21 protein-coding genes are annotated in these 26720 nt (G+C 68.4%); 14 read left to right on the top strand and 7 right to left on the bottom strand.

The window, feature by feature from the left end; all coding sequences use genetic code 11:
- Positions 1-262: 262 nt before the first annotated feature.
- The 5 genes from ACIQPR_RS48185 to ACIQPR_RS48205 form a co-directional block, all read right to left on the bottom strand.
- Positions 263-2839, bottom strand: a complete 2577-nt coding sequence (locus ACIQPR_RS48185) for a CBM35 domain-containing protein (protein WP_403663898.1) — start codon at positions 2837-2839, stop codon at positions 263-265.
- 105 nt (positions 2840-2944) lie between these two features.
- Positions 2945-3799, bottom strand: a complete 855-nt coding sequence (locus ACIQPR_RS48190; protein ID WP_403663901.1) for a carbohydrate ABC transporter permease — start codon at positions 3797-3799, stop codon at positions 2945-2947.
- On the bottom strand, positions 3796-4680 hold the full coding sequence (locus ACIQPR_RS48195) for a carbohydrate ABC transporter permease (RefSeq protein ID WP_403663957.1): 885 nt from the start codon (positions 4678-4680) through the stop codon (positions 3796-3798). The genes ACIQPR_RS48190 and ACIQPR_RS48195 overlap by 4 nt, the downstream gene beginning before the upstream one ends.
- A gap of 144 nt (positions 4681-4824) precedes the next feature.
- The gene (locus tag ACIQPR_RS48200; RefSeq protein WP_403663904.1) at positions 4825-6138 is read right to left on the bottom strand and encodes an ABC transporter substrate-binding protein; all 1314 of its coding nucleotides are present in this window, start codon (positions 6136-6138) and stop codon (positions 4825-4827) included.
- An 85-nt stretch (positions 6139-6223) separates the two neighbouring features.
- On the bottom strand, positions 6224-7294 hold the full coding sequence (locus ACIQPR_RS48205; protein ID WP_403663907.1) for a LacI family DNA-binding transcriptional regulator: 1071 nt from the start codon (positions 7292-7294) through the stop codon (positions 6224-6226).
- Between the two features lie 191 nt (positions 7295-7485).
- Between ACIQPR_RS48205 and ACIQPR_RS48210 the strand changes: the two genes are divergently transcribed.
- Complete coding sequence (locus ACIQPR_RS48210; RefSeq protein WP_403663910.1) at positions 7486-9624, top strand: alpha-galactosidase; 2139 nt, start codon at positions 7486-7488, stop codon at positions 9622-9624.
- A gap of 458 nt (positions 9625-10082) precedes the next feature.
- On the opposite strand, the gene ACIQPR_RS48215 is transcribed toward ACIQPR_RS48210, so the two are convergent.
- The gene (locus ACIQPR_RS48215) at positions 10083-11585 is read right to left on the bottom strand and encodes an aromatic amino acid ammonia-lyase (RefSeq protein ID WP_403663913.1); all 1503 of its coding nucleotides are present in this window, start codon (positions 11583-11585) and stop codon (positions 10083-10085) included.
- Between the two features lie 261 nt (positions 11586-11846).
- Between ACIQPR_RS48215 and ACIQPR_RS48220 the strand changes: the two genes are divergently transcribed.
- The 13 genes from ACIQPR_RS48220 (at position 11847) to ACIQPR_RS48280 (ending at position 25227) form a co-directional block, all read left to right on the top strand.
- Positions 11847-13166, top strand: a complete 1320-nt coding sequence (locus tag ACIQPR_RS48220; RefSeq protein WP_403663916.1) for a phenylacetate--CoA ligase family protein — start codon at positions 11847-11849, stop codon at positions 13164-13166.
- 4 nt (positions 13167-13170) lie between these two features.
- Positions 13171-14889 (top strand): prenyltransferase/squalene oxidase repeat-containing protein, encoded by a 1719-nt coding sequence (locus ACIQPR_RS48225; RefSeq protein ID WP_403663919.1) that lies wholly within the window; start codon positions 13171-13173, stop codon positions 14887-14889.
- 52 nt (positions 14890-14941) lie between these two features.
- Entirely contained in the window at positions 14942-15316 is a 375-nt protein-coding gene (locus tag ACIQPR_RS48230; RefSeq protein ID WP_403663922.1) for a hypothetical protein, read from the top strand.
- On the top strand, positions 15309-15596 hold the full coding sequence (locus ACIQPR_RS48235) for a hypothetical protein (protein ID WP_403663925.1): 288 nt from the start codon (positions 15309-15311) through the stop codon (positions 15594-15596). Before ACIQPR_RS48230 ends, ACIQPR_RS48235 begins: the two co-directional genes overlap by 8 nt.
- Positions 15596-16660, top strand: a complete 1065-nt coding sequence (locus ACIQPR_RS48240; RefSeq protein ID WP_403663928.1) for an AMP-binding protein — start codon at positions 15596-15598, stop codon at positions 16658-16660. Before ACIQPR_RS48235 ends, ACIQPR_RS48240 begins: the two co-directional genes overlap by 1 nt.
- Before the next feature lie 69 nt (positions 16661-16729).
- The gene (locus tag ACIQPR_RS48245; protein ID WP_403663931.1) at positions 16730-17980 is read left to right on the top strand and encodes a phenylacetate--CoA ligase family protein; all 1251 of its coding nucleotides are present in this window, start codon (positions 16730-16732) and stop codon (positions 17978-17980) included.
- A gap of 49 nt (positions 17981-18029) precedes the next feature.
- Positions 18030-18794, top strand: a complete 765-nt coding sequence (locus tag ACIQPR_RS48250; protein WP_403663934.1) for an SDR family NAD(P)-dependent oxidoreductase — start codon at positions 18030-18032, stop codon at positions 18792-18794.
- Positions 18791-20245, top strand: coding sequence for an amidase family protein (locus ACIQPR_RS48255; RefSeq protein WP_403663937.1), 1455 nt, complete (start codon positions 18791-18793; stop codon positions 20243-20245). The genes ACIQPR_RS48250 and ACIQPR_RS48255 overlap by 4 nt, the downstream gene beginning before the upstream one ends.
- On the top strand, positions 20242-21585 hold the full coding sequence (locus ACIQPR_RS48260) for a hypothetical protein (protein WP_403663940.1): 1344 nt from the start codon (positions 20242-20244) through the stop codon (positions 21583-21585). Before ACIQPR_RS48255 ends, ACIQPR_RS48260 begins: the two co-directional genes overlap by 4 nt.
- Positions 21586-21597: 12 nt before the next feature.
- Positions 21598-22632: an aminotransferase class I/II-fold pyridoxal phosphate-dependent enzyme gene (locus ACIQPR_RS48265; RefSeq protein ID WP_403663943.1), complete on the top strand. Its 1035-nt coding sequence runs from the start codon at positions 21598-21600 to the stop codon at positions 22630-22632.
- A gap of 53 nt (positions 22633-22685) precedes the next feature.
- Positions 22686-24026: a hypothetical protein gene (locus ACIQPR_RS48270; RefSeq protein WP_403663946.1), complete on the top strand. Its 1341-nt coding sequence runs from the start codon at positions 22686-22688 to the stop codon at positions 24024-24026.
- Complete coding sequence (locus ACIQPR_RS48275) at positions 24023-24775, top strand: gamma-glutamyl-gamma-aminobutyrate hydrolase family protein (RefSeq protein WP_403663949.1); 753 nt, start codon at positions 24023-24025, stop codon at positions 24773-24775. The genes ACIQPR_RS48270 and ACIQPR_RS48275 overlap by 4 nt, the downstream gene beginning before the upstream one ends.
- Positions 24772-25227: a hypothetical protein gene (locus ACIQPR_RS48280; RefSeq protein ID WP_403663951.1), complete on the top strand. Its 456-nt coding sequence runs from the start codon at positions 24772-24774 to the stop codon at positions 25225-25227. The genes ACIQPR_RS48275 and ACIQPR_RS48280 overlap by 4 nt, the downstream gene beginning before the upstream one ends.
- Before the next feature lie 576 nt (positions 25228-25803).
- On the opposite strand, the gene ACIQPR_RS48285 is transcribed toward ACIQPR_RS48280, so the two are convergent.
- Positions 25804-26718, bottom strand: coding sequence for a LysR family transcriptional regulator (locus ACIQPR_RS48285; RefSeq protein WP_403663954.1), 915 nt, complete (start codon positions 26716-26718; stop codon positions 25804-25806).
- Positions 26719-26720 lie beyond the last annotated feature (2 nt).

The following is a 26720-nucleotide window of genomic DNA, read 5'->3' on the forward strand; positions in this document are numbered from 1 at the left end:
GTGTACGGGTGCTCGGCGACGGCCAGTTCGGCGCCGTCCGAGACCCGGACCACCACGGCTCGCCCCGACAGCGTCCCGTAGTCGACTCCGATGACGTAGGTGTCATAGCGGGTGTCTTCCTGGTGTTCGGCGTTCACCGCCGGACCGCCCTTCTATTCGGGATTTCGATCACTGTTCGAAGTCGTGAACAATGGAAAGGGAAGAGATCTGTGACAGCAGGGGGATCCCGGCCGGGGCCCGTGAGCCCCGGCCGGGGCCGGCGTCAGCCCTTGAGGGGCGCGACGGTCAGCCGGTCCACGTTGGGCGCGTAGGCCGAGGAGTTGCTGAGGGTGATGGTGTTGGTGCCGGCCTTGAGCGTGCCCGGGACCGGCAGGTCCCACCAACTCGACCAGCTGTAGTTGTTGCGGAACATGACCGTCGTGGCTGTGCCGTTGACGGAGATGTCGGTCGCCCTGGAAACGACGTTGGTGTTGTAGTTGCCCGATCCGGAGACCTGGTCGTTGGCGTAGCGAACGTTCAACACGTAACGCCCGGCCGAGGCGGCGTTCACCTGGAAGGTGAGGGTGTTGCCGGAGCCGTTGCCGATGTAGCCGACGTAACTTCCCCCGGAGGCCCAGGAGTTGCTGGAGACTGCGGCGGTTCCGGCGCGGGTGGCGTTCTCGGCCTCGTAGACGGTGACGCCTGCGGTGTCCACGACGCCGGTGACCCGCAGGTCACGCAGGGTGAGGCTGCCGGTGGAGGGCCCGGACGCGGTGATGCGGTTGTTGCCCGCCGACAGGTACAGCCGCTGGGTCCTGTCGGTGAGGCTGCCGCTCGTGGAGGCGAGAGTGGACGCGGTGGCACCATCCAGACTGAGGGTGCTGCTGCCGGTGGACGCGTAGTCGGCGTGGACGGTGTAGTAGCCGTCGGCCGGCGCGTAGACGTCGAAGGCGGCCTTGTCGGCGGAGCCCAGCACCAGTGCGCCGGCGCCGCTGATGCCGGCGGCGGAGTAGTTGTACGACGGCGCGCCGGTGATGTCGGCGTAGGTCGCGGGGTAGACGGCGTCCTGGCCAGGGGTCGCGGTGAGGTCGATCTTGTCGAGGGTGACCTCACCCGTGGTGCCCTTGGCCAGGGTCAGGGTGTGCGCACCGGCCGTCAGGGACACCGGCGTGCTCACGGTGGAGCGGTAGGTCCAGTTCAGGGTGGGCTGGTAGGTGATCGTCCTGGCGGAGCCGCCGTCGACCGTGAGGGTCTGGGTGGCGGGGGTGGCGGTCTGACTGGACTGGTTGCCGTAGTAGATGTTCAGGTTGTACGTGCCGGTGGACGGGACGTTGACGTTGAAGGCGACCTGGCTGTTCGACTGGTTCAGGCTGCCGACGTCCTTGGTGCCCGAGGTGGCGTAGCCGTTGGCGTTGGACACCGTGCCCTGGGTGTAGACCGTGCCGCTGGTGATCGTCGCGTTCTCGGCCTCGTACGACGCCTGCCAGGGCGGGTTGGCCGCGGTGGGCGTGCCGCTGCCGGCAGGGTTGACGAGGATGCGGTAGGCCGCCATCGGGTCGAGGCCCGTCAGCGGGACGGTGATGCTGCCGTTGGCGGCAACGGTCATGGTGCCGCGGGACAACACGGTCGGCGTGGCGCCCGCGCCCTCGTAGCCGCTCCAGGCAGTGCGCTCGACGGAGACGTCGACGCTGCTGCCGAAGGAAGCCGGGATGTGCTGGACGACGGTGTCGATCGAGCCGGAGGTGCCGCCGCCGAGGAGCACCTGGGCCTGCTTGCGGCCGGTGTCGAGAGAGCCGATGCCCTGCAACGTGTCGATGACGTTGGACTGCGGCGGGGTCACCTTGACGGTCTGTCCGGTCAGGCCCGCGTACCAGCGCAGCAGCCACCAGTCGCCGTTGGGGATGTTGGTCTGGCCGACGTTGCCATCGAGGTTGCCTGCGATGTCCCAGTAGGCCTGGTCGGCATAGACCTTGTTGCGCTCGAACATGGACATCCACTGGATCATCTGACCCGGGACGGATAGGTCGCGGCGGTCGCCGTACTCGTCGATGTTGACCGGCAGGTGGCTGATGCCGGCGTTGGTCTCGATGGTCCGGTAGGCGTTGATGTGCGACTCGAAGTCGGACAGCGAACTGGGGTCCAGTTCGTGCCAGGTGGTGACGTCCGGCAGAACGTTGTTGGCCTTGGCCCAGGGATAGAAGTCGCCCATGAAGCGGGCGTCCCAGTTGGTCTCGTTGGGGCCGGCGATCCTGGCGTTCGGGATGATCGACCGGATCTTGTTGTAGACGGTGGTCCAGTCGCTCTCGAACTGGTTGCGCGTGTTGGTGTAGGTGGTGGTGTTCGAACTGCCCAGCCCGCTGTACCAGTTGCCGCCGTTCGGCTCGTTGAACGGCACCCACACGAACGAGTTCGCGTCCGACCGCCCGGCGACCTTGCGGACCATCGTGTCGACCTTGGACAGGTAGTCGCTCAGACCCAGGTTCTCGTAGGGCCAGTTGGCGTAGATGTCCTGCATGTAGATGAGGTTGTCGCTGCCGCCGCCCCGGGCGAACTGGGGCTGGACGACGAGCGCGTCGCCGTTGGGGTGCTGCGCGCCGTCGGGTGCCTTGGTGGCGATCGACGTCATGTGCAGGGGGGTGGTGATGCTGTCGCCGGGAACGCCGTCGTCGCTGAGGCCGTACAGGGCGCCGTTGGCGCCGTGCATGACCGCACCGGTGGTCTGGCCGAGGTCGACGGTCAGCTGGGGGTTGGCCGCGTTGGCGGCCGGACCGGTCAGAGCCGCGCTGGCCAGGACGACGGTGAAGGTCACCGCACCCGCCAGACGTCGGACATGTCCGGATCTGCGTTCGGTTCGAGGCATACGTGTCCTCCGCCTCCCGCGTCACTGCGGGAGGATCGTGGGTGGAACCGGGGGTAGGAACCGGGGCGTGCGGGGAGTCACACCCCGGGGATCATGGACGCGGGGCTACTTGACGGCCCCGCTGGTGATGCCGGCGACGACCCGGCGCTGGGCGACGACGAAGACCGCCACCATCGGCAGGCTCATCATCACGACGTAGGCGAAGATCAGGTGCCAGTTGTTGAGGTAGAGCTGGGCGTTGGCGACCTGGTAGAGGTTGAGCGGCAGGGTAGCCTTCGCCCCGCCGCCGAGCACGAAGAAGGCGTAGAAGATGTCGCTCCAGGCGAACAGCATCACCATGATCGTCGCGGTGGCGATGACGGGCCGCAGCAGCGGCAGGATGATCCGGAAAAAGACCCGCGCCGGGCTCGCGCCGTCCATGCGCGCGGCCTCCTCCAGTTCCTCGGGGAGGTTCCGGATGAAGCCGGTCATGAAGAAGATCGACGTGGACAGGTACATACCGGTGTAGACGGCGATCATGCCGAGCTGGGTACCGGCCAGGCCCATCTGCCGCAGCTCCATGACGATGGTGATCACGGCCGGGGGCAGCAGCAGTCCGCTGATGCTCAAAGCGTAGAGGGTGCCCACGAGGCGTCCGGTGCGGCGGGCGAAGACCCAGGCCGCGCCGGCACCCAGCAGCAGCACGAGGACGACCGAGGGGACCACGACCAGCAGGCTGTTGACGAAACCCTGGACGATCTTGCCCTGGTCGAAGGTCTGCTGGTAGTTGTCCGCGACCTGGACATGGTGCGGCAGGGAGAGGTTGGGCTTGATCGCCTCGGCCTGCGGCTTCATCGAGGTGACCACGACGAGCCAGAGCGGGATGCCGATGGTGACGGCGGCGACGAGCACCACGGCCAGCGGCTGCACCCAGCGCGGGAGATGCCGGCTCGTGGGGACGAACACGGGTGCGGTGGTCACTGGTTGTTCTCCCTTCGGCGCAGACCGACGATGACGGGCACGGCGAGGACGACGACGATGAGGAAAAGGACCAGGCTCATCGCGGACGCCTGGGCGTAGAGCCCCTGACCAAAGACGCGGAACATGTAGATGTTGAAGACCTCCGTCTCACTGCCCGGACCGCCGGCGGTGGTGGCCTGGACGATGTCGAAGGTGTTCATGGAGCCGATCAGGGCGGTAGTGACGTTGAAGGTCACCGCAGGCGCCAGCAGCGGGAACCTGATGGACCAGAAGGTGCGCCAGGAACCGGCGCCGTCGATGCGAGCCGCCTCCAGTACGTCGCCCGGCATGCTCTTCAGGCCCGCCAGGTAGATGAGCATGGCCAGGCCCATCCACTTCCAGCCGTGGATGAGGGTCACCACGACCAGCGTCCAGGTCGTGGAGCCCAGCCAGGGGGTGTCGACGTGGTGGCCGACAAGCGATGACAACACGCTATTGAGGGCACCGTCCTGGGCCAGCAGCGCGCGAAAGATGTAGCCGACCGCGAGGGCCGAAATCAGCACTGGCAGGAAGAACACCGCCCGGAAGAAGCGGTTGAACCGGGTGTCGCGCTCCATCAGCAAGGCCAGGGCGAGCCCGAAGCCGTTCTGGAAGAGGGCGACCAGCACCGCGTACTCCACGGTGATACGGATGTCCCGGAGCATCGAGCCGTCCTGCAGGACGCTGCGGAAGTTGGACAGTCCGGCGAACTGGATGTCCGAGTGGAACGCCGACCAGTTCGTGAACGGGTAGACGAAGTTCAGCAGGTTCGGCAGCAGGAAGAAGGCGCCGAACACGGCGAGCGCGGGCAGAGCGAACCACCACGGCTGGTTGGGCTTTCTGCGCGGCCGACGGCGCGGAATGCGCCCGGCCGGGCCGTCCGCCTTCTTGCTGGGACTGACGTCGGTGACGCCGATGGTGACTGTATCCGCCACTTCTCACCTCCGGTGGGTGGCCCCGGGCAGTGCGGAGGTGCCCGAGGCGGGTCGTGCGAAGGGACGTACCGGTCAGAAACCAGGGACGGCGCGCGCCTTGAGGACCTGGGTGAACTGGTCCTCGGCGGCTTGGGCGACCTGCTCCGGCGTCTTCTTGCCGTAGATCATGTCGGCCAGGGCGAGGTGCATGTCGGGCGCGGTAAGGGCCTTGACCTGGAACACGCCGGTCGCGGTGGAGAGCGAGTCGGCCTGGGCGGTCGCGGTCTGGGGCAGGCCGGCGGGGTTGGGCACGGACGGCTCCACCGAGACGACGCTGTTCGCCTTGATGTAGGCCGGGTAGTCCTTGCCGAGCCAGAAGGACAGGAACTGCCGGGCGGCGTTCTGCCGGGTGGTGTCACCGGTGTTGAAGGCGACGACGCCGTTGGTCTGGTCGGGCGAGTACAAGGCCTTGCCGGAGCTGTTGGAGACCGGGAACCAGCCCAGCTTCTTGTCCATCTCGGCGGTGCTGGACGTGGCCTGGATCTCGCTCTGCAGCGAGGTGACATTCACCGCCATCGCGGCGCTGCCGTCCAGGATCGCCTTGCCCTGGTCCACGAAGGTGGCAGTCTTGTAGTTCTTCTGCGCCAGCCCGCCGTCCAGGACCTTCGTCTTGTACTTCTTGATCGCGTTCACGATCGCCGGGTCGGTCCATTTGGCCTGATTCTTGTTGAGCTTGTCCCAGAAGCTCTGCGGCAGGTCGGTCATCTGCAGCTGCACCTGCCACTGCAGGGGCCACTTGTCGCCGCCCACCTCGAAGAACGGCGCGACACCCGTCTTGGACTTGATCGTCGCGGCGGTGGCGAGGAGGTCGTCGTAGCTCGTGGGCATCTTGGTGATGCCAGCCTTGGCGAAAACGGCCTTGTTGTAGTAAACGCCGAGGGAGGCCGGACTGGTGACGATCGCGGCGTAGCGGTGGCCGTCGACCTGGCCGAGGCTCTGCTCGGTGGTGCCGAGCTTGGACACCCAGTCCTCGTTGTCCAGCTGCAGCAGGTTCTTCTGCGGCTGGATGAACGGCAGGGTGGATCCCGTGGGCTGCCAGAACATCAGGTCGGGCTTGTCACCGGAGGCCAACTTGGTGGGCACGTTCGACTCGTAAGGGTCCGGTATCACCTGGGTGGTGACGACAGCGCCGGTCGCCTTCTCGAACGCGCTGATGGCCTGCTTGGGTTCGCCGACACTGTTCTGCGCCACCCACATGGTCAGGTGAACGCCCTTCAGGCTCGCGGTCGCGTTCACGGACCCTGTCGGGGCGGCACCGGAGCTGGTGCCGCCGGAGGAGTCACTGCAGGCGGTGGCGGCCAGTCCGAGGGCACACACGACGGCGAGGGAGGAAACGGCTCTTTTCATGGGGCTTTCCTTAGACGCGCGAGGGTTGGTGGTGCAATAAACGTGAGTGACAGCTGAGGCGAAGCGGGGCGCGAAGGCGCCCAGGTCATGCGTTGCGGCTCCCGGCGCTCTCGCGCCGGATCAGGTCGGGGACGGCGAGCGTCGGTTCGGGTGGCTGGTAGTCGGACTCCAGCTGGGCGCGCAGGAGTCCGAAGGCTGAGCGGCCCAGCCCCTGGAAGTCCAGGCGGACCGTGGTGAGGGCGGGCGTCACGAACCCGGAGTGCGGGGCGTCGTCGAAGCCGATGACACTGACGTCGCCGGGGACAGATCGGCCGGCGTGATGCAGAGCGCGCAGGACACCGAGCGCCAGGTCGTCGTTGCCGCACAGGATCGCGGTGACGCCCGGATCGCGGGCGAGCTTGCGGCCCGCGTCATAACCGGCCTGAGCGTCCCAGCCCTTGCCGGTGGGCGGTGGCGGGGTGGCACCCGCCGCCACCAGGGCCTGGCGCCAGCCCTCGGCACGGGGTGCCGCTGAACGCCGGGAGCCCATGGACGCCGGAATCGCCACATAATGGACAGTGGGGTGGCCGAGGTGTAGCAGATACTCGGTGGCGGCGCGGGCCGCCTCCCGGTCGTCCACCCACACCGCCGGACGGGGAGGTGTCCGACCCGGTGGCGGGGCTTCGACCGCCGCGGCACAGGGCACGTTGGACGGAATACGGTCCAGGGCTGCTGCTCCGAGCCGGTCGAAGCCGATAACCATGATCCCGCCGCCGGCCGCGGTCGCCGTGGCGATGGTCCGGGCCAGGTCGTCCTCGGGGGTCAGGACCCGTACACCGACCGAATATCCGGCGGCGCGGGCGGCTTCCTCCAGGCCCTGCAGGGTGGCTGCGTAACCGTAGAGGACGGTGTTGGACGTCAGTACCGTAACCGACTTGGTGACGCCACTGGCCAGGGCGAACGCGGTGGCGTTGCGCTGGAAGCCGAGTTCCTCGATGGCGACCTCGACCCGGCGTCGGGTCTCCTCCTTCACGTTCGGATGGTCATTGATGACCCTCGAAACGGTCTGGTACGAGACGCCGGCCGCCTGGGCGACGTCGCGGATGCTGGCGGGCTTCCGCTGTTTCCCCTGAGGGGCGGCATGGACTCCGGAGCTTGTGTGACCGGTCACAGACATGCGAGGATTGTGAGCGGTCACAACACGGGCGTCAAGAGGCTGCAACCACGGCGTTACCCCACAGGAACAAACGCGGCGCTCCCCTCCGCAGCCCTGGAGAACCTCAGAAACCTCACGCCACCTGCGAAAACCGCCCGAAAGTACCCGCGTGTGACCACCGAACCGTTCATCTGTCCCAGAAGGGAAACGCGTTGACAGCCGCTGCTGAAATCGCCCAGGAGTCTCTGCTGTGGACCCATGAAGTCCTCGGACTGCGCGCCGTCGCCGACCCCGCCGGGTCCGTCAGACTGACCGGCGACGGTCAGGCCTGGGACTCCCTCGTCCCCGCCGTGGAGATCGTCCTGACCGGACACGGACGCACCTGGTCCGGGGAACGCTTCATCGACACGGCCGTCGGCAACCGCCTGGTGCTCCGCGGCCATGACACGGCTGAGGACGGCGAGTGGCGGCACACCACGATCCGGCTGGCCGACCCGGAGACCGGCCTCGCCGCCGACCTCGTCCTCAGCACCGTCCCGGGCTCGGGCTTCCTACGTTCGCGGGTACGCCTGGTCAACGAGGGCGACATCCCCCTGCACCTGGAGAGCGTGTCCGTCCTGACCCTCGGCGGCATCGTCGACCGGGCAGCCGGCCTCGCCGGCCTGACCCTGCATTGGGCGGACAACGACTGGCTCGCCGAATGCCGCTGGCGGCAGGCCCCCTTCCGAGACCAGGTCGTCCCGCTGAACCGGGCCGCCCACGGCCACGAGGGCCGCGGCTGCTTCGAGCGGTACTCCCAGGGCTCTTGGTCGACCGGTCGGCATCTGCCCGTCGCCGCACTCGGCGACGGCGGCGAGGGTGCGTGGCTGTGGCAGATCGAGTCGAGCGCGGGCTGGCGCTACGAGACCGGAGAGCGCGAGGGCTCCGCCTATGTCGCCCTGTTCGGCCCCGACGACGCCCACCACCAGTGGCGGCAGAGGCTGGCCCCAGGCCAGGAGTTCACCACAGTGCCCGCCGTCCTCGTGCGCGCCAGGTCCAGCGGGCTGGACGGCGCGTTCGGCGAGCTCACCGCCTACCGCCGCCGTATCCGCCGTGACCACCTCGACCACCGCTCGCTGCCGGTGATCTACAACGACTACATGAACACCCTGATGGGCGACCCCACCACAGAGAAGCTCCTGCCGCTCATCGAGGCGGCCGGGGCCGCCGGGGCGGAGGTCTTCGTCATCGACGCCGGCTGGTACGACGACGACGCCCAGGGCTGGTGGGACGCCGTGGGCGCCTGGGAACCGGCCGGACGGCGCTTTCCGGGCGGCATCCAGGAAGTGCTGGACGCCATCCGGCGGCATGGCATGACGCCCGGGCTGTGGCTGGAACCCGAGGTCGTCGGCGTACGCAGCCCGCTGGCCCGCACCCTGCCGGACGAGGCGTTCTTCCACCGGGGCGGGGTCCGGGTGACCGAGCACGGCCGCCACCACCTCGACCTGCGTCATTCTGCGGCACGCGCCCACCTGGACCGCGTCGTCGACCGGATCGTGGGCGAGTGGGGCGTCGGTTACCTCAAGCTCGACTACAACATCAACATCGGGCCCGGAACCGAGAACGGAACCGAAAGCGCTGGCGCCGGCCTGCTCGGGCACCACCGCGCCCACCTGGACTGGCTCGCCTCCCTCTTGGACCGCCATCCCGATCTGGTTCTTGAGAACTGTGGGTCCGGGGGTCTGCGCATGGACTACGCGCAGCTCGCCGTCGCCCAACTGCAGTCCACCAGCGACCAGCAGGACCCCTGGCGGTACCCGCCCATCGCGGCCTCAGCCGCCACCGCGGTCACGCCCGAGCAGGCCGCTGTCTGGGCCTACCCCCAGCCGCACTTCGATCTCGACGAGATCGCGTTCACGATGACCACCGCGCTGCTGGGCCGCGTGCACCTGTCCGGTTTCCTGGACCGCATGGACGACGCGCAGTCCGCTCTCGTCCGCACGGGCGTCGACGTCTACAAGCGCATCCGCCCGGAGATAGGCGGCGCCCTTCCCTTCTGGCCCCTCGGTCTGCCGTCATGGGACGACAACTGGCTGGCGCACGGGCTTCGCACCGACTCCGCGGCCTATCTCGCTCTGTGGAGACGGGAGCCTGCTTCAGGTACTGAAGCCATGGCGGACACTCTCACCCAAACCATCCGGATCCGCCACGACACGGATGCTCCCCAGCACGCCGAAGTGCTCTACCCGACCGACTCGGGCGCCACAGCGACATGGGACACGGCCACCGGGCAGCTCACCGTCTCCCTGCCACGCCCCAACACGGCCGTGCTGGTCCGGCTCGGCGCCACTTGTGGAGAGTCCGCCGGTTGAGGTGACGTCCGCTGGAGCGGTGCATCGACGGGCACTCGGTGGTCTCATCGGCGACCTCGATGGGGAACAGCTCGTTGGTGCCGTCCGTGTAGTTGACCTGGAGGAAGGCCAGGACGTCCCCGTTGTTGGCAGCCGTCAGCAGGGGGATCTTGTGTCCGATGCCGTTCACGGCGCGTGTCTGGCCTGCCGCAGCCACGGCGTCGGCCGCGCCCGGTGCCTGGGCCGGGAAAGTGAGCCGACTGCTGTCGATGGCGACCGGGCCTCCGGGAGCGATGCCGGTCTGGGCGAGGGACTGGGGGAGAAGCAGTTGCCGGATCTGCTGAAGTCGCCCGCGGCCGGGTCGAGGTCGTCGGACACGACTCCGGTGTTGGCCGCCGAGGGACTGTCCGGCCGGAGTCGTCAGCAGCGTGTCGGAATCCCGCTTCAAACGCTGGGGTCCCTTTGCATTGAGCAGAAACTCAGACCTGGCATGGCACTCGGTCAAGCAGATCAGCTGCCAGGCGTACGTCCACGTCCAGCGGGCGGTCGGGGTCGATCGGAAGGAGTGCCTCGGTCAGTTCGGAAAGAAGCGCGGCGCAGGCCGGAGCCGTGGGGCGACGCGCTCCGACGTAGGCGGCCTGGCGTAGTGCAAGGGCCAGTGACCCTTGCACGAGTCGAAGCAGTTCCGCCTGGTCCAGGGCGTTGAGCGCCGCTTGGGTACCGAAGGGGACGATGTCCTGATTGTGTCCGTTGGTCGGCAAGCTCTGAACCGACGCCGGGGTCGCGGTGCGCCGCATCTGGGCGATCATGGCGGTGGCCGCCAACTGCACACCCTGCACGGCATGCTGACGACCTGGATCAGGCGCCAACATGGGTGGCAGGCCACCATTGCGCTGGGGGTCGACCAGCAGGTCGAGTTGACGCTCGGCCAGGTTTCCCATCTGCACGGCGACCAAAGTGAGCAGGTCTGCCGCGAAGGCGACAGGCTGACCGAAGAAGTTACCCCCGTGCGCTATCTCCCCCGTCTCCGGGAAGCAGAGCGGGTTGTCGCTGATCCCGCCAAGGTCGTCGCCGATCATTTCCCCGGCGTGCCGCAGGCCGGCACCGGCAGCACCCAGCAGTTGCGGGGTGCAGCGGATGCTGTACGGCTCCTGTAGGGGGCGCTGCCCGGTCGGCACGGTTCCGACGAGCAACTCTCGCAAGGTGGCTCCGACGCGCACAGCGTCGGGGTGACCGTAGACGTCCAGCATGGCTGGGGAGGTGAACGCGGGCGCGCAGCCGAGCAGATCTGCGAGCAGCGCGGTGAGCCGGAGTGCACTGGACTGCGCTCGTTGCAGTCGAGCGAGGGCCAGCCCGGCTGCGGCCGCCGTCAGGGATGTGCCGTTGACGAGAGCGAGGGCGTCACGCCCGTCGAGCGCAAGAGGCTGCAACCGGACTCGGGCCAGTGCTGCGGCGGCCGGCATCCCTGTCGTACCGCTGTAGGCGCGGCCCCGGCCGCGCAGCGCCTGGACTGCGTGGGCCAGGGGAATCAGGTCCCCGCTCGCGCCCACGGAGCCGAGGCGAGGTACGGCGGGTGCGAAGTCCGTGCGCAGGGCCGCGGCAAGGAAGTCCAGGACCCCAGGGGTGACCGCCGAATGGCCGCGCGAGAGTGAGGCCAGGCGCACCAGCAGCATGGCCCGCACCACTGAGGACGGCAGATCATCGCCCTGGCCGCAAGTGAGGTGGGCGAGCACGTTGTCACATTGTTCGGCTGCCTCTGTCCGGCCTGCGTATCCGACGAGGGGCCCGAACCCGGTACTGGCGCCGTAGACCACCGCTCCGGAGTCAAGGCGCTCGGCGAGAAAGGCATGGCACTCTGCGGCGCGTACGCGTGCCTCGGGCGTGATGACGACATTGATCGGCTCCGCGGCGCAGTCGAGGTCGGCGGGTGTGAGTCGAGCGGGAAGGGTGAGAACGCGAGCGGTCTGTTCGTTGCGCGGCATCGTGTGACCGTCCGTTGAGTCGAAGGGAGCTCCGCCCGACCGTACAAGGGTGTCGCGCCTGAAACTGGCGTGTCAGCGAGCGCGACACACACCCGCAATGCCAGCCCGCTTCGCCCCGTATTGCCGGGTCGCCCGTTGATCAAATATGAATCTTTTATTGCTCCACGTTGCAACCGCATGTGATCCATTCACAGGACCGCTGCCCCATGCAAGGATTTATCCGTCCGGGGGTTACCTGCCTGCCCGAAGGGAATCTTCACCTTGATTCACTCCGGCCTCCAAGAAACATTCCATTTATCCGAGGCGCACGCGGAACGATTACGCCTGACTGATGGCGCGTTCACTGCCGAGTTGGTCTCCGAAAGCCAGGAAAGAAAACTGACGAGCCTGTGGGAGCGGGCAACGCAGAGTCCGTACTATTCGACGCAGAAAGCGGTCGCCGAACAGTCCCTGGAAGCCCTCCCGGTGACGCCGAAGGCCGCACTCAAGAACGATCCGTCGAACTTTCTGCGACACACCGACGCCCCATATCACAAGTATTACGAGACCTCGGGTTCCACCGGCGTCCCGACTCCCACTCCCCGGCTGGTGGAGGACTCGATATGGAATACCGTATCGGTCGCCACGATCTGGGGCCGGGTACTGAGCCCGGGCGACCGGGTCGCCGCGCTGCTGCCGTCTGACGTGGCGCCCGTGTGTGACCTGGTGTCCGGCGTGGCGGAGTATCTGGGGTGCACCATGCTGCGGGCCTACCCGTTCACACAGGGCATCTGCGACTGGGACCGGCTGGAGTCTCTGTTCGACGGCTATAGCCCCCAGCACGTGTTCGCGGCTCCCGGCGTGATTCTGCAGTGGACGCGCCTGTTGAAGCGGCGCGGGAAACTCGACCAGGTCCGAGCCGGCGTCGAGTCGCTGATGTTGCTCGGCGAAGTGAGCAGCCGGTCGTTGCGGGCGCGCCTCGCCGAGATCTGGGATGCGCGGGTCATCGACGTGTCATACGGCAGTACGGAGACCGGGACTATCGCCGCCGGCTGTGAACGGGACCGGCTGCACCTGCTGTTGCAGAGTCACGTGGTGGAGGTGCTGGACGGCGACCGCCTGTCGGCAGCCGAGCCGGGTCGCACCGGAGAACTGGTGGTGACCACACTCAACAACTTCGCCCGGCCGCTCCTCAGGTACGCGACCGGCGACCTGGTCACGGTGGGCAGCGGAGCAGACTGCGGATGCGGACTGGGCCTGCCCGTGGTGACTGTCCACGGCCGGGGCACGGAGAGCGTGACGATCAGTGGTGTTCCGCTGTCCGCGGGCGCCATCGAGGAGATCGTCTACTCGGCAGCTGGCGTGACGGGTTACCTGGTGCAGCTGAAGCGCCCCGATGGCATCTCCGCCCGGCTGGTCCTGGAGCGGGACGTCGATTTCTCGGGCGATCCGGAAGAACTCCACGAGACGCTTCGGAAGGAATTCGCCGGAGTAGGCATCGAATGGACACAGATCGTCTCCGTGGAAGAACTTCCGCAGCTGAACAAGTCCGGCGGCAGCCAGAAGAACTGGAAACGCACCAACTTCCAGTGGGTGGGGTAGAAGAATGCCATTCGATGCGTTGCGGACATCCGACGGCGGGGCTCGGCAGGGCGGTGCGGACCTGTGGTGCACCTACGCCGCCGTCCGCACTCTGACGTGGCTCGGGGAAAAGCCGACGGACCCGGAAGGAACGGCACGTTTCCTTCTCTCCGCGCAGAACTCGGACGGCGGGTACGCCTGGCAGAAGGGTCTGGCGTCGGACGTCTGGGCCACCTACTACTGCACGCAGGCACTCACCGACCTGGGTACTGGTATTCCGTCCCTGCCCGAGCTGGAGCAATGGCTCTCCACCACCCGGGACGCGTCCGGTGGCTTCGCGATGACCCCCGGGCAGCGGGCCGATGTGTGGGCCACCTACTACGCCGCCCGCACCCATGCCGAGATCCTCGGCACAGACATCCCCCAGCGGGACGAGTTGCGGAACTGGCTCGCCGGACTGCAGCGGGCCGACGGCGGTCTCGGTTGGTATCCCGGATCGACGGACTCGGACGTACGCGCGTGCTACTACGCGGCGACCGCCTGGCGGGCCGGCTTCGGTGACGCGCCACCCCCGTGGGATCTGCCCGCGCTGGTGGGGTGGCTCAACGACCGTCAGGCGCCCGCAGGTGGGTTCGTCTTCCACGAGTCGGCCCGTGCGGACGATCTCTGGGCGACGTTCCGAGCCGTGCGCGCCCTTGCGGCACTCGGGACGAGTCCCGGCCGGGAGGCGGACTGTGCCGACTGGATCATCGCTCGGCAGTCTCCCGGCGGTTCCTTCACTCGCTGGGACGACTACCCCGATGCCGACGTGTGGGCGGCGTTCAGCGCGGTCGGCGCCCTGCAGACGCTCGGTCACGGCCCGCGCGACAGCAGTGCCGTGGTCACCTTCCTCAAAGAGTGCGAACTGCCGCAAGGCGGCTTCACCTACCGCGCCGTCTCTTCCGCCGGGGACAGCCTGGCCACCTCCGCACTCTTGCTCGCAGAGTCGGCGACGGGGGTGGAGGAACCGTCGGACGGCCCGGCGCGCTGGCTGCACGCGGCCCATCTGCCGTACGAGGACGGCGTGATGTACATGCCTGGCCGGGGCGCGGAGGTCCGTTGCACCCTGTGGGCGGTTTCCGCGCTGGCCACGGCGGATCAGAAGCCACTCGACGCGGAACGGCTGGTCTCCTGGCTGCGGCAGTTGCAGAACAGCGACGGCGGCTTCGGTTACTGGCACGGCCGGGCGTCGGACATGGTGGCAACGGTGTCGGCCGTCGACATCCTCGCGGGTCTTGACCGTGGCACGGACGAACTGGATGCCTCCTCCTTGCGCGCCTTCCTCGATTCGTGCCGGGCCGAAACCGGCTACCGCTACTCCCCCGGCGCCGCGGTGACCGCCTCGACCACCGCGCAGGGACTGCGACTGCTGCACCGGCTCAATGGCCCGGCAGGCAGTTCGGCGGAAGACACACGCACGGCGGCCAACCGTCTGTTGTCGCCATATGCCTCGCGGCTGGGGGGCTACGGAGCGACGTCACGTTCCGTCCCGGACCTGGTCTCCACCTACCAGATCGTCCTGACGCAGCAGACCCTCGGCATCGCCGTAGAGCGGCCCACGCTGAGCCGTTTCCTGGACCGGGTGCGGCTGACCGGCGGCGGCTACGCCTGGAGTCCGCTTGGCAATCGCAGTGGCGGCCCGCTGGCCGCGGCCCTCGGCACGTTGCTCGCCAGGGACACTCCCCTGCCCGCGCTCAACCTGTAAACCTCCCGACCCCCGAGCGACATCGCCCCCGTGCCCGTTTCGAAGGACACTCATGCCCACTATCGCGGTCGACACCTCCGCGGACGATCCCGTTCTGCGCAAGCAGTTCACCAAGAGCATCAGCCTCTGGCTGCGCTCGCAGGACGTGGATATCAATCACGTCATCACCCGCTTCACCCACGCACAGGAAGGTGATCTCTTCAGCGGCCCGTTCCCTCTGGCAGCGGACTTCGCGTTCGTACGCCTGACCGTCGACCACTCCCGCGACGAAACGTTCCGGCAGGAACTGGCCCGGCGCGTCGTACAGGAACTGGGTCCGCGTATCGAGCCCGACCGCGTCTTCGTCCAGTTCGATCTGGTCGACCCTCGACTCCACGTCACTGGTGCGTCCCTCATCGAAGCGGCCGAAGGAACGGTCCATGAGTAACCGCGAACAGGCATTGCGCGCAGAGGTGAGGACAGCGGTCGGGGAGATCCTGCGCGTCACCCTCGACCCGGCCCAGGACGACCAGCCCCTCAGTGTCCTTTACGAGCACTACGACAGTCTCGCCGTCATCGACTCCGTCGGCGTGGTCGAGCAGCGCACCGGAATCTCCATCGACCTCGTCGAGGACGACCTCAGAGTGACCTTCGCCAGCGTCACGTCGATCGTCGGCCTGGTCAGCCGCAAGCAGGCGGCGACCTCAGTCCTGGAGAGCGGGTTTTGATGGCCGCCCGCCCAGCGGCTCGACCCGCTCCGCAACCGACCCGGCTGGAACCTCAGGAGTGCCTCGACGGGGTGCTGTCGGCTCAGGAGACGCCGGTGGGCGCGGTGGTCGACTGGTCACGGCTGCGTGTCCTCGACCCCGGGGACCTGCTCGCGTTGCTCCCGGCCGAGGTCCCCTTCGCCACCTCCGGGTCGACCGGACCGCCTGCTGTGTGGCTTCGCGGGCGAGGCCAACTCGTGGCCGAGACAGCCGAGTTGGCCCGCTCGCTCGCCGATGTCGAACCGGACGCACTCGTCGTCCACGCACCGTTGCACCACCTCTACGGCATGCTTTTCGGAGCCCTGCTCCCCGCCCTGCTGGGCCGCCCGGCCTACTACACGCACACCACCGATCCGCTTCCTCGCTCTGCTCGACGGCTGCTGGTCGTCGGGGTCCCGTCATCGTGGTGGCGCTTCGACCGGGCCCCCGCCGAGCTGGCACGCTACGAACGCTTGACGGTCACCCACAGCACTGGCCCGCTGCCATCAGCGGCCCACCGGGTCAGAGACCGCCGGCCCGAGATCGGACTGTTCGAAGTACACGGATCGACCGAGACCGGAATGGTCGGACGACGCACGCACGAGCACGACGACTGGACGCTCGCCCCGGACGTGTCCCTGGCAGGCCCGTTGGCGCCGGGCCGACAGGCGCTGCTGGCGGTGCGCAGCCCTCGACTGGCCAGGCCGGCCGGCGGCGACTTCCCCTCCGAACACGTCCTGGACGACGTGGTGGAGACGGTCGACGCCCGCACCTACCGGCTCGTCGGACGAGGCGGCAAGACCGTGAACATCAATGGCCGGCGGGCCGACCTCCGCGCCATCGAGACCGCTCTGCGGACCGCAGTGCCCACTGCGGCACCCGTCTGTCTCCTCGTCAACGATCCGGTGCGTGGCGAGTGGTACGAGGTGCGGACGCACGGCGGGCCCCACGAGCGGAAGGCCGTCGAGGAAGCCGCCCTCCGGCTGCTACCTGCGTGGCAAGCACCACGCGCCGTCCTCACGGCAACGCGGCCTACGGCTACCTGACGCACCGGCACGACACCCCGCTGACACTGCCCGAGCCGCACCCCACGACCTCACCCGGGAGGGACCCCGATGCCCCCTGCCACCGCTGCCCTGCCCTCCGAGACCCTGCGCGATGTCCTCGCCAGAGTCGTGGAGATACCGGAACTGCGCGCCACCTACGAGAAGTTCCTCGACCTGGACGCCGTTACCCTCGCGGACCTGCCCGTACTGACGAAGGAAACCCTGGCCGGTGCCCTGAACGGGGTCATCCGGCAGGCCCGGTCCCGCCCGCACGGCGCGTACGTGTACGGCAGCGGCGGGACCACCGGCACCCCCCGGCTGAGCCTGGTGCCGACCGGCATGTTCGTCGAGGACATCACCCGGCACTGGCAGCCCCTCGCCTCCGACGACATCCTCGTCAACTTCAATACACCCGGTCGGATGTGGTCGTCGCACAACTTCTTCAACGCGGTCGCCCACCACGCGGGTGCCGTCACCATCCCCCTGGGCGCGGTCGACAACGACGAACTCGCGGACTGGCTGGACTTCGTCGACCAGCTGGGCGCGACCGCCCTGGACGCCACACCCAGCCAGATAGCGCGGATTCTGGAGTTCTGCGACTCCACCGGCCGTCCGCTGCCCGCTTTCCGCAAACTGCTGTGGACGGGGGAGGGCTACAGCAAGCGGGCTGCCGAGATCACGCGCCGGCTGATGCCCGACGGCCGTCTCTACGGCGTGTACGGCTCGACGGAGAGCTGGGTGATCGGGGTCAACGAGCCCGACTGCCCCACCGACACCTTCCACGTGGTGCCCTACCAGCACGTGGAGATCGAGGACGGGGTCGTGCTGGTCACCAACACCCATCCGGAAAGCGTCAACCCCATCCTCCGCTACCGGATCGGCGACCTCGGCGAGTTCGTCGACTGCCCCTGCGGACGCCCCGACCGCGCCCTGCGGATACGGGGACGGGACGATCCGCAGCTGAAATTCTCCAGCATCCTGCTCCTGCCGACCGACGTAACGGAGGTGGCGCGCGCCGTCTCCGGAGTCCGTGACGTACAGCTGGTGCTCTTCCGCCACGGTCAGCCGGACGAACGGATGGAGATACGGCTCCTGGTCCAGCCGGACACACCCCGCGAGGACATCGAACGCCTCGTCCACCAGCGCGTCGTCACCCAGGTCTACAAGCTCGGCTTCGCCGTGGGTTCCGCCCCGGACCGCCTGGCCGTCCGGGTCGTGGACGAACTCGTCACCAGTGCCCAGACACAGAAGACACCGCTCGTCGTCCACGCCGAGAAAGCGGGCGTCGCACCCAGTGCGCCCGTCGGCGGCCAGGACTGACGTACCGGCAGCACCCACTCACCCGAGAACACACGGAGAAGAGAATCACATGGCACGTCTGATCGTGGTCAGCGGAGGCGGCACCGGCATCGGCCGGGCCGTCGCCGAAAAGTTCGCCCAGGACGGGGACGAGGTCGTCATCCTGGGCCGCCGGGCCGAGGTACTCGACCGTACGGCGGCGCAGATCGCCGACGGCGGGGCCGCCGTCAAGGTGGTGACGCTGGCGGCGGACCTGGCCGAGCCCGCCGAGGCCGACCGGGTCCGGGACATCCTCGGCCGGCAGTACGGCCGGGTCGACGTACTCGTACACAGCGCGGGCGGCAACACCGCGCTGGGCACCCCGCCCGCCGACGGCAGCCCAGCCGCGCAGGCGGCAGCCCACTGGACCGGCAACTTCCGCGCCAACGTCCTGACCACCGTGCTGCTCACGGAAGCTGTCCGGGACCTGCTCGTGTCACCTGGCGGAAGGGTGGTCCTGCTCAGCTCGATCGCCGCCTACCGCGGCTCGGGTTCCGGCTCGTACGGCGGGGCAAAGGCCGCACTGCACCCGTACGCGTACGATCTCGCCGCCGCGCTGGGCGGGCAGGGCATCACCGTCAACGTGGTCGCGCCCGGCTACATCGCCGAGACGGAGTTCTTCCAGGGCGCCCTGTCCCCTGAGCGTGAGCGCACCCTGGTCGGCCAGACACTCAACGGGCGGGCCGGCACCCCGCGGGACGTGGCAGAGACGGTCCACTGGCTGGCGTCCGCGGCAGCCGGGCACGTCACCGGCCAGATCGTCCAGGTCAATGGCGGCGCGGAGCGGGGCCGGTGACCATCACACCCCCCACTGCCGTCGCCAAGACTTCGGTCCTGGCGGCGCACCCGTCCGCCGGAGCCGAGAGATCGCCGGCTGATTCCGGCGCGCTGCCCGATCGGCCTCCGGCAGCGTTGCGTCTGCCTCTGGCCGAGCGAGCACGACTCCTCACCACCGGAGAACTCAACCCGGTCACCTGGCGGGCCGAGGCACACCGGTGGGCCGCCACCGCCGATCGGCGGTACCGGGCCACCACCGAACTGCGCACGCTCCCGGCAACGGGCCACGAGCTGCGGATCGGCGTCAAGGACACCGTGGACGCGGCCGGTTTCGCCACCCGGCTGGGGCTACGCCGCTACCGGCACCACCCCGTCCGCTCCGCCGCTCCGCTGCGTGCTCTGCGCGGCGCGTCGGTCGTCGCCAAACTCGTGACACCGGAACTGAGCATCGGCCAAAACCACGGATGCGCCAACCCTCTCTTCCCGGACGTCGACCCTTCAGGATCTAGCACGGGCAGCGCCGTGGCTGTCGCCGCGCACATATGCGACATCGCGCTGGGCACGGACACGGTCGCCTCAGTGCGATACCCGGCCGCGGCCTGCGGGGTCGTCGGACTGCGACTGACCCACGATCCCCGGCTGCTCGAAGGAGCGTTCCAGCTGTCGCCGCTGCTGGACGCACCCGGCTGGCTGGCCCGGAGCGCCGACGACCTGGCCCATTTCTGGAGGCGCGCTGGTCTGAGCGGACTTGGCCCGGCTCACGACAGCCCGCCCGATCTCGCGGGACTGCGGATCGGCATCGTGCACGAGGCCCTGGACAGCGCGCTCGCCCCTGCGATCCGCTCCGGGCTCGATCGCCTGCGCGCCGCTTTGGAAAAGGCGGGACACTCGGTCGTCCCAGTCCGCCTGGACGGACTGTGGGAACACCGGGCCACGACATACGAGCTGTGTGCCCGGACCGCATGGGACCGCTACCAGGCCGACCGCGAGCGGCTCGATGACCACCTGGACGAGTCCACCCTGCTGGCTCTGGAAGCCGGCGCGGAGATCGGGGACGCGCGGTACGCCGAGATCCTCGATGTACTGCGACGCACCAGAGAGAGGGTGCCTGCGCTCTTCGCCGAGCACGGTGTGGACCTGTGGCTGCTCCCAGTGGATCCCCGGCTGCCCCGGGCTCCTGAGGAATCGTCGGCCTCCGCGTCCACCATTCCGCGCCCGGACGACCCCGACTTCGACCAGCGGGTCGGGTTCTCCCCGGTGGCAAGCTTCGCGGGACTCCCGGCGATCACCTTCCCCGTCGCCGTGACACCTGCACCGCGAACCCCCGTACCGCTGCAGGCAGTCGGGCCGGCGGGCAGCGAGCAGCTGTTGATCCGCTTCGCCCAACTTGCCTCGGCTTCCCTCGGGGACCTGGGGATCTGGCCCGGTCCGGCAACCGTGCCCGGGCACCCCGAAAGGAAGGCGCTGTGAGCCACCCTCAGGAACAGGCCCCGGCCGTGTCGCCCGATGTGCCGGTTGTCGACCTCCGACCGCCAAGTGCCCGGCCCTTCGTCGGTGTCTGGGTTCCCAGTGTCGTCACGGTCATCGGTACCGGCCTCGCTGTCTTCGGGCTGAGTTGGTGGATCAGCAGGGCACCGGACGGTGGCGCTCACCTGGGCGTCGTCGTCGCCGTCGCGAGTGCCGTGTCCCTCCTCAGTGTCCTGTTGCTGGCCGGGGTGATCGACTCCGCGGACCGCCGTCGTACGGTCATCACCCTTCTGCTGGTACTGGTGGCCCCGCTGGCGGTGCTCCTGTACCTGTTCGGGCTGAGCCCGAACGGGACCATCGCTCTCCTGGCCGCCGGTCTGTGCTACGTGCTCGTCTACTCCCTGCAGCAGATCTACATGGCCGCCGTCGAGAACATCGGCGCCGACCTGGCGCCGGCTTCTTGGCCCCCGGCCCGCACCGCGCTCCTTACCCAGATACATCCTCAGGTGGCCCGTGTCATCGCCCCGTTGGCAGCCGGCGCGCTCCTCGCCTACGGCAGTCTGCGTTGGGTCTCCCTGGCCGCGCTGGTCTGCACGCTGCTCGCCCTGGCAGCCGTACCGCTGCTCGGCCGGGCGGTGGCCGCCGCGGAGCGGACGGGTGGATCCGGGGCGAGCGGGGCCACCGGGGGGAATCCGCTGACGCTGCTGCGGGGCGTGTGGCGGGACGCGGCCGGATCGGTGCGGCTGATCCGTAGCCATCCGGAGCTGGTCTTCCTGGTCTTCTTCGGCGCCCTCGGCAACTTGATCGTGTTCCCCTTCTACTCCGTCCTGCCCGCCTTCAACGCCGAGTACCACATCTCCACGACCGCCCAGGCCACCCTCTACAGCACCGCGTCGTCCGCCTACGGTGTCGGCATGCTGGTCGGCTGTCTGATCCTGGTCCGCATACCGCCCCCGGCCGACGCCCGAGCAAGCCTCAGGCTTGCCAGCATCGCCTTCGCCCTCATCCTGGCGGTACTGCTCGCCACCACCATCGCGCCCTGGCCTGCCACGGTCGTCGTCGCGATGGCGGCCACCGGGGGGCTGTTCTCCATCCTTGTCGCCGTCGGCGGAGCCGTATGGCTGCGGCTGACGCCCGCCGCGATCCGCGTCCGTGTCTTCAGCCTGCGGCGCCTGACGGTGTTCTCCACCATTCCGCTCGGCTCGATGCTCATGGGCATCGGCGGCTCGGTCATCGGATACCGCGTGTTCATCCGAGGCATGGTCGTCTTCACCCTCATCGCGCTGGCAGTGGTCTGGACGCAGTACCGCCGTGCCGTATCCACCCGCTCGTCGACCGTTTGAGGAGAGCAGCACATGCAGACCTTGCTGGATTCGCAAGGCGGAGACCTCCGCGGCCTGCCGGCCGGCCCGTATCTGGACCTGGGGACCTGCGTCAACCGGTACGGCCCGCCGCCCGCGGTCGAAAGGGCACTGCGCGGTATCGATCCCAAGCAGATCCTGGCTCATCCCTACGGTTCCGAAGAAGCCTTCACCGAGGCTTACGCGACCTTCATGGGAGCCGAACCGCACCACCTGATACCCGGCCGCGGAATCACCGAGTTCATCCGCGTTCTGGGCCAGTTACTGCCGACCGAGCGGGTCGCCGTCATCACCCCGGACTACACGGACACCATCCGCTGGTTCCCCACCCACCTGAACCCGCCTCCCGGCGTCACGGAAACCGTCACGACCCGCCTGGAACGACTCGAACAGGCGCTCGCGACCCACCCGTACGTCTTCCTGTCCAATCCCAACAACCCGCTCGGCCTCTACCTGCACCGCGACCGCCTGGAAGCACTCGCCCGTGCTCATCCGCAGTCCGTGCTGATCGTTGACGAGGCCTACATCGAGTTCATTCCCGAACACCGGGAACTGTCCATGGTCCGCAGCGGCCTGACCAACGTGGTCGTCCTCAGATCGCCCAACAAGCTGTTCGGTATAGCGGGCACCCGCACCGGCGCCCTGTGGACGCTCAACGCGGACATCGCGGCACGGGTACGGGAACGCAAGCTGAACTGGACGCTGTCGCACATCGACAGCGTCCTGGCCACCGCCGCTCTGGCCGACGGCCTCTGGGTGGAGAACACCCGCGCGGCTCTGCTGCGCGACTCCGTCGAACTGGAGGAGATCCTCGCCGAACGGTTCGACGGCGTGGTGCGCGGCGTGCCGATCCATTACCGATTCGTCGCGGTCGACGACCCGCTCGATGCACAGCGGTACTTCCTGGAGCACGGCGTCGTCGTCCGCGCCTTCGACGGAACGCACCCCGGACGGGTGTCGGGTCTGCGGATCACCGCCCCCACCAGCGCGGAGCTGGCGCAACTGCGCACCTCGCTGCACTCCGGCTGACCGACTGTCCCGCAAGGCAGAACCCCCGCCCCTCCGAAAGAAAAGGGAAACAGGTGCCCCCATCCGCCCTGACGCTGGACGACGTGCTGCGCCTTCTCACCGAGCACGAGGAGGACGCCGCCCGCACCCTGAACATGGTGCCCTCCGAGAACGCGACATCCGGCCTCACGAAGCTCCCGCTCTTACTGGACCCATATCACCGCTACTTCTTCAACGAGACCGGCGACGAGGCCCGCTGGCACTTCCGGGGCGCCGAACGGCTGCGCAGCCTGGAAACGTCGCTGACCGTGCCCCTGCTGGAGAAACTGGGACGAGCCCGCTACGTCTCCACCAAACCGCTCAGCGGACTGAACGCCATGACGCTGGCTCTCGGCACACTCGGTGGAGAACCGGGCTCGACGGTGGCCACCATCGCTCCTGAGAACGGCGGTCACTACGCCACCCCCAGCGTGGCACAGCGACTCGGACTGCAGGTGGAGTACCTGCGCGGCCCCGACCCGCACAGCCTGGACCTGGACCACGCCGCCCAGTTGCTGAGCCGGGTGCGACCCGCACTGGTCTACGTCGACCAGTCGCACTGCCTCTTCCCCCTCGACGTCCGCAGTCTCGTCGCCACGGTGCGGTCAGCCTCACCGGGAACTGTGGTGCACGTGGATGCCAGTCACTGGTTCGGGCTGATCCTCGCAGGGGTTTTCCCCAACCCGCTCGACGAGGGTGCGGACAGTTTCGGCGGCTCGACGCACAAGACGTTCCCCGGCCCCCAGAAGGCGGTGCTGCTCACCCGGGACCCGGCCATCGAGAAGCGCATCCGGGACACACAGGACTACCTGATCAGCAGCCACCACTTCGCGGCCACCATCAGCCTCGGCATAGCCCTGCTGGAGTTTCGCGACTTCGGCGGCACCGAGTACGCGCACGCCGTGGTCGCCAACACCAAGGAATTCGGCCGACTGCTCACCGAACGCGGCCTGACGGTCGTGGCGGCCGACCGAGGCTATTCGGCCGGCCACCAGCTGTGGCTCGATACCTCAGCAGACGGTATCGAGCCCAGGACCGCCGCCGATCGCCTCGCCAGGGCCGGCATCAAGGTCAATTTCCTGGACGGCCTGCCCGGCTTCACCGGCCAGGGCCTGCGGATCGGCCTCAACGAGCCTACCTACCAAGGCCTTTCGGGAACCGACCTGGTGGAACTGGCCGACGTGTTCGTAGGCGCCGTCCAAGGCAACGGCTCGTTCCAGGAGTTGGCCGACCGCACCGCCCTGTTGCGCCGCCGGCCCCGGAGCGGCGCCCGCCTCGACGAGACCTCACCGCTCTGGCAGACAGCCGTGGCGCTCGCCACCAACTCGCTGCGCACGGTACCTGGGCCGGGACTGAACTCCGTGGAGGCGGCATGAGCACTCGCCCGGTGATCGGCATCGCCGCCTACCACGAGCAGGCTCGCTGGAACATCTGGAACACCGACGCCACCATCATCCAGCAGTCCTTCGTCCATGGCGTGACCCGAGCCGGAGGCAGAGCAGTCGTGCTGCCACCGGACGACCGCGACGCCCATGTCCTTGACCGGCTCGACGGCCTGCTCCTGCCCGGCGGGGCTGACATCGACCCGGCGTATTTCGGACAGGACCGCCACCCGGCCACCGACCAACCCAGCCAGGACAGGGACGCCGGTGAACTCCTGCTTCTGCGCGCGGCCCTGGAGCGTGACCTGCCCGTGCTCGGCGTCTGCCGGGGCCTGCAGTTGCTCGTCCACCAGTACGGCGGCACCCTGCACCAACACCTGCCCGACGTGCTCGGGCATTCCGGGCACCTCCCTCAGGAGGGTGTCTTGGGCGCGCACGAGGTGGAGTTCACCGCAGGCAGCCGAGCCGCCGCCGTGTACGGCCCCTCCGCCCATGTCAACTCCCATCACCACCAAGGCGTCGACGACCCCGGTCGGCTACAGGTGTCGGGCCGCAGTCACGACGGTCTGCCCGAGGCGGTCGAGGACTCCGCGAGACGCTTCGTCCTCGGGGTGCAATGGCATCCCGAGATATCCCAGGACGAGGCACTCTTCACGGCCTTCGTCGCCGCGTGCCAGGACACGCCGCTTCGCACCAGGTCCCGTGGCTCCGCAAGCGCGTCGACCTCCGTGCGGTCCGGATGATCATTCCGCGCAGACCCATCGAAAACTGGATCCGCCTCATCGTGATCGACGAAAGCGATCGCGTGCTCCTGGTCAGAGAGGATGTCACGGAGGAGCACCCGGAGTCGGCTCCGGCGTGGAACCTGCCGGGCACGCGACATGATCCGCAGACGGCTGCCGAGGATGCGGCTGAGGGGCTCCTCGCACGGCTGGCCCTGCCTGCAGCGAAACCACAACGGCTGCGAAAACGGACGGTCTCCGCGATCGTTGCCGGCGAGGTCGCCCGGAAGGAAGAGATTCTCTTCGTGGTCAGGCCGGACGAGTCAGGATCACCCTCCGAGGAGGTGTGCTGGTATCCGCTCCCGGAAATCCGTTCACCTGCCGACCGGCCACTTCCATCAGATGTGGCAGACCTGCTCTCGGACATCCTCACCGCACCGCTCCCCCAGGAACCGGTCCCGGGCGGTCCGTGAACCATTCAGGAGAACGAGGGCCGCCACACGCGGTGGCGCCCCTCGTTCTCGGAATCTCGTCATTCGCCCACCTCAGGCCAGCGTTCGTCCCCACGGACGCGAGGGTGAGCCAACCGTCCACAAGGGGGTGTTGTTGAAGAACGTGTACTCCCCGCAGCCGCGGAGATGTTCCAGTGAAGATGAATTCTGCCGCGTACTCCATCTCGTGGTCCCCGCTGGCACGTGAATGCACCTATGGCGGTGCCACTCTCGTCGCCGTCCGTAATGCCGTCCCTGCCGTGCGCTGGGGGCATCCGGAGGTCGCGGAGAGGCACACAATAGGGGTAGGACCGGAATGCGAGCGAAACGTGCCACACACCAGTGGCCAGTACGTCACGGGCGTGGACCGGTGTCGTTGGCGGTGGCGAAGACGTCCGGCGGCTCGAAGAGACGATAACGCGGACACTGAGGTTGTTCATGCTTGTGAGACAGCTGAACACAGCACTCCGGCCGGCTCCGGCGATCTCGTCCTCAACCAAGTGTCAAGGTATGTCACACCAACTCGCCCTCTCTGCTCCGCTCATACTCGACCCGGCTTCACTGGCGGGCCGCTCTGAGTTCACGGATCAGGGCACGGACGGGGATGCTGGAGGCCAGCTCCAGGGTGGTGACGTAGCCCACGGAACGGGTCGGGCGCTCGGGTCCGAGGTCGGTGATCTCGATGCCGTCCGGAGCTTCGTTCAGGGAGAGCGCGGGCATGATCGCCATGCCGAGACCTCTGCTCACCAGTGAGAGCACCGCTGCGTCGTCCTCGGTCAGGACGGTCGCCTTCGGAATCCAGTCCTGCCTGGCCCACCACTGGCGGGTGTAGGAGCCGCAGTTCTCGTGCCAGTCCACCAGCGGCAGGGAGCGCGGGGTGGGGTGGCCAGCCGGGTGCACCAGCGAGTAGGGCTCATCGAAGAGTACGTCGCCGATGAGCCCGGCGGGCACGGGCGAGATGGCGCCGATCGTTGCGATGCCCAGGTCCGCGCGCCCCTCGGCGACCTCGCCGGCGGTGCCAGCGCCCAGCTCACGGACGACGAACACTTCTGGTTCGATGCCGGGGTGGCGGGCAGTGAGGCGCTCCAGGACAGCCGGCAGCAGGTAGAGGGCGGCGCTACGAAAGGCGGCGATGCGCAGCGGGCCCGCGACCGTGCCCCGCTCGGCGCCGCGGGTCTCTGCGGCCAGGATATCCAGGAGCCGCAGGACCCGGCGGGCGTGGGCGGCAGCGGCGGTACCGGCCGCAGTGGGCGTCGCGCCTTTCCGGCCCCGCTCGAAAAGGACTGCTCCGACCTTGCGTTCCGTCCCCCGTATGGAATGCGAGACTGCGGACTGGGTCAGTCCGAGGATCTTGGCGGCTGCCGAGAACCCGCGCTCGCTGTCGACGGCCACGAGGATGCGGAGTTCGTGCGGGGCAAGGTCGGTGGCGGCAGCCGCAGTGAGTGCGGGCGGTATGGGGGCTGAGGCCGTCACAA

Source organism: Streptomyces sp. NPDC091280 (genome assembly GCF_044768565.1).
GTDB lineage: Bacteria > Actinomycetota > Actinomycetes > Streptomycetales > Streptomycetaceae > Streptomyces.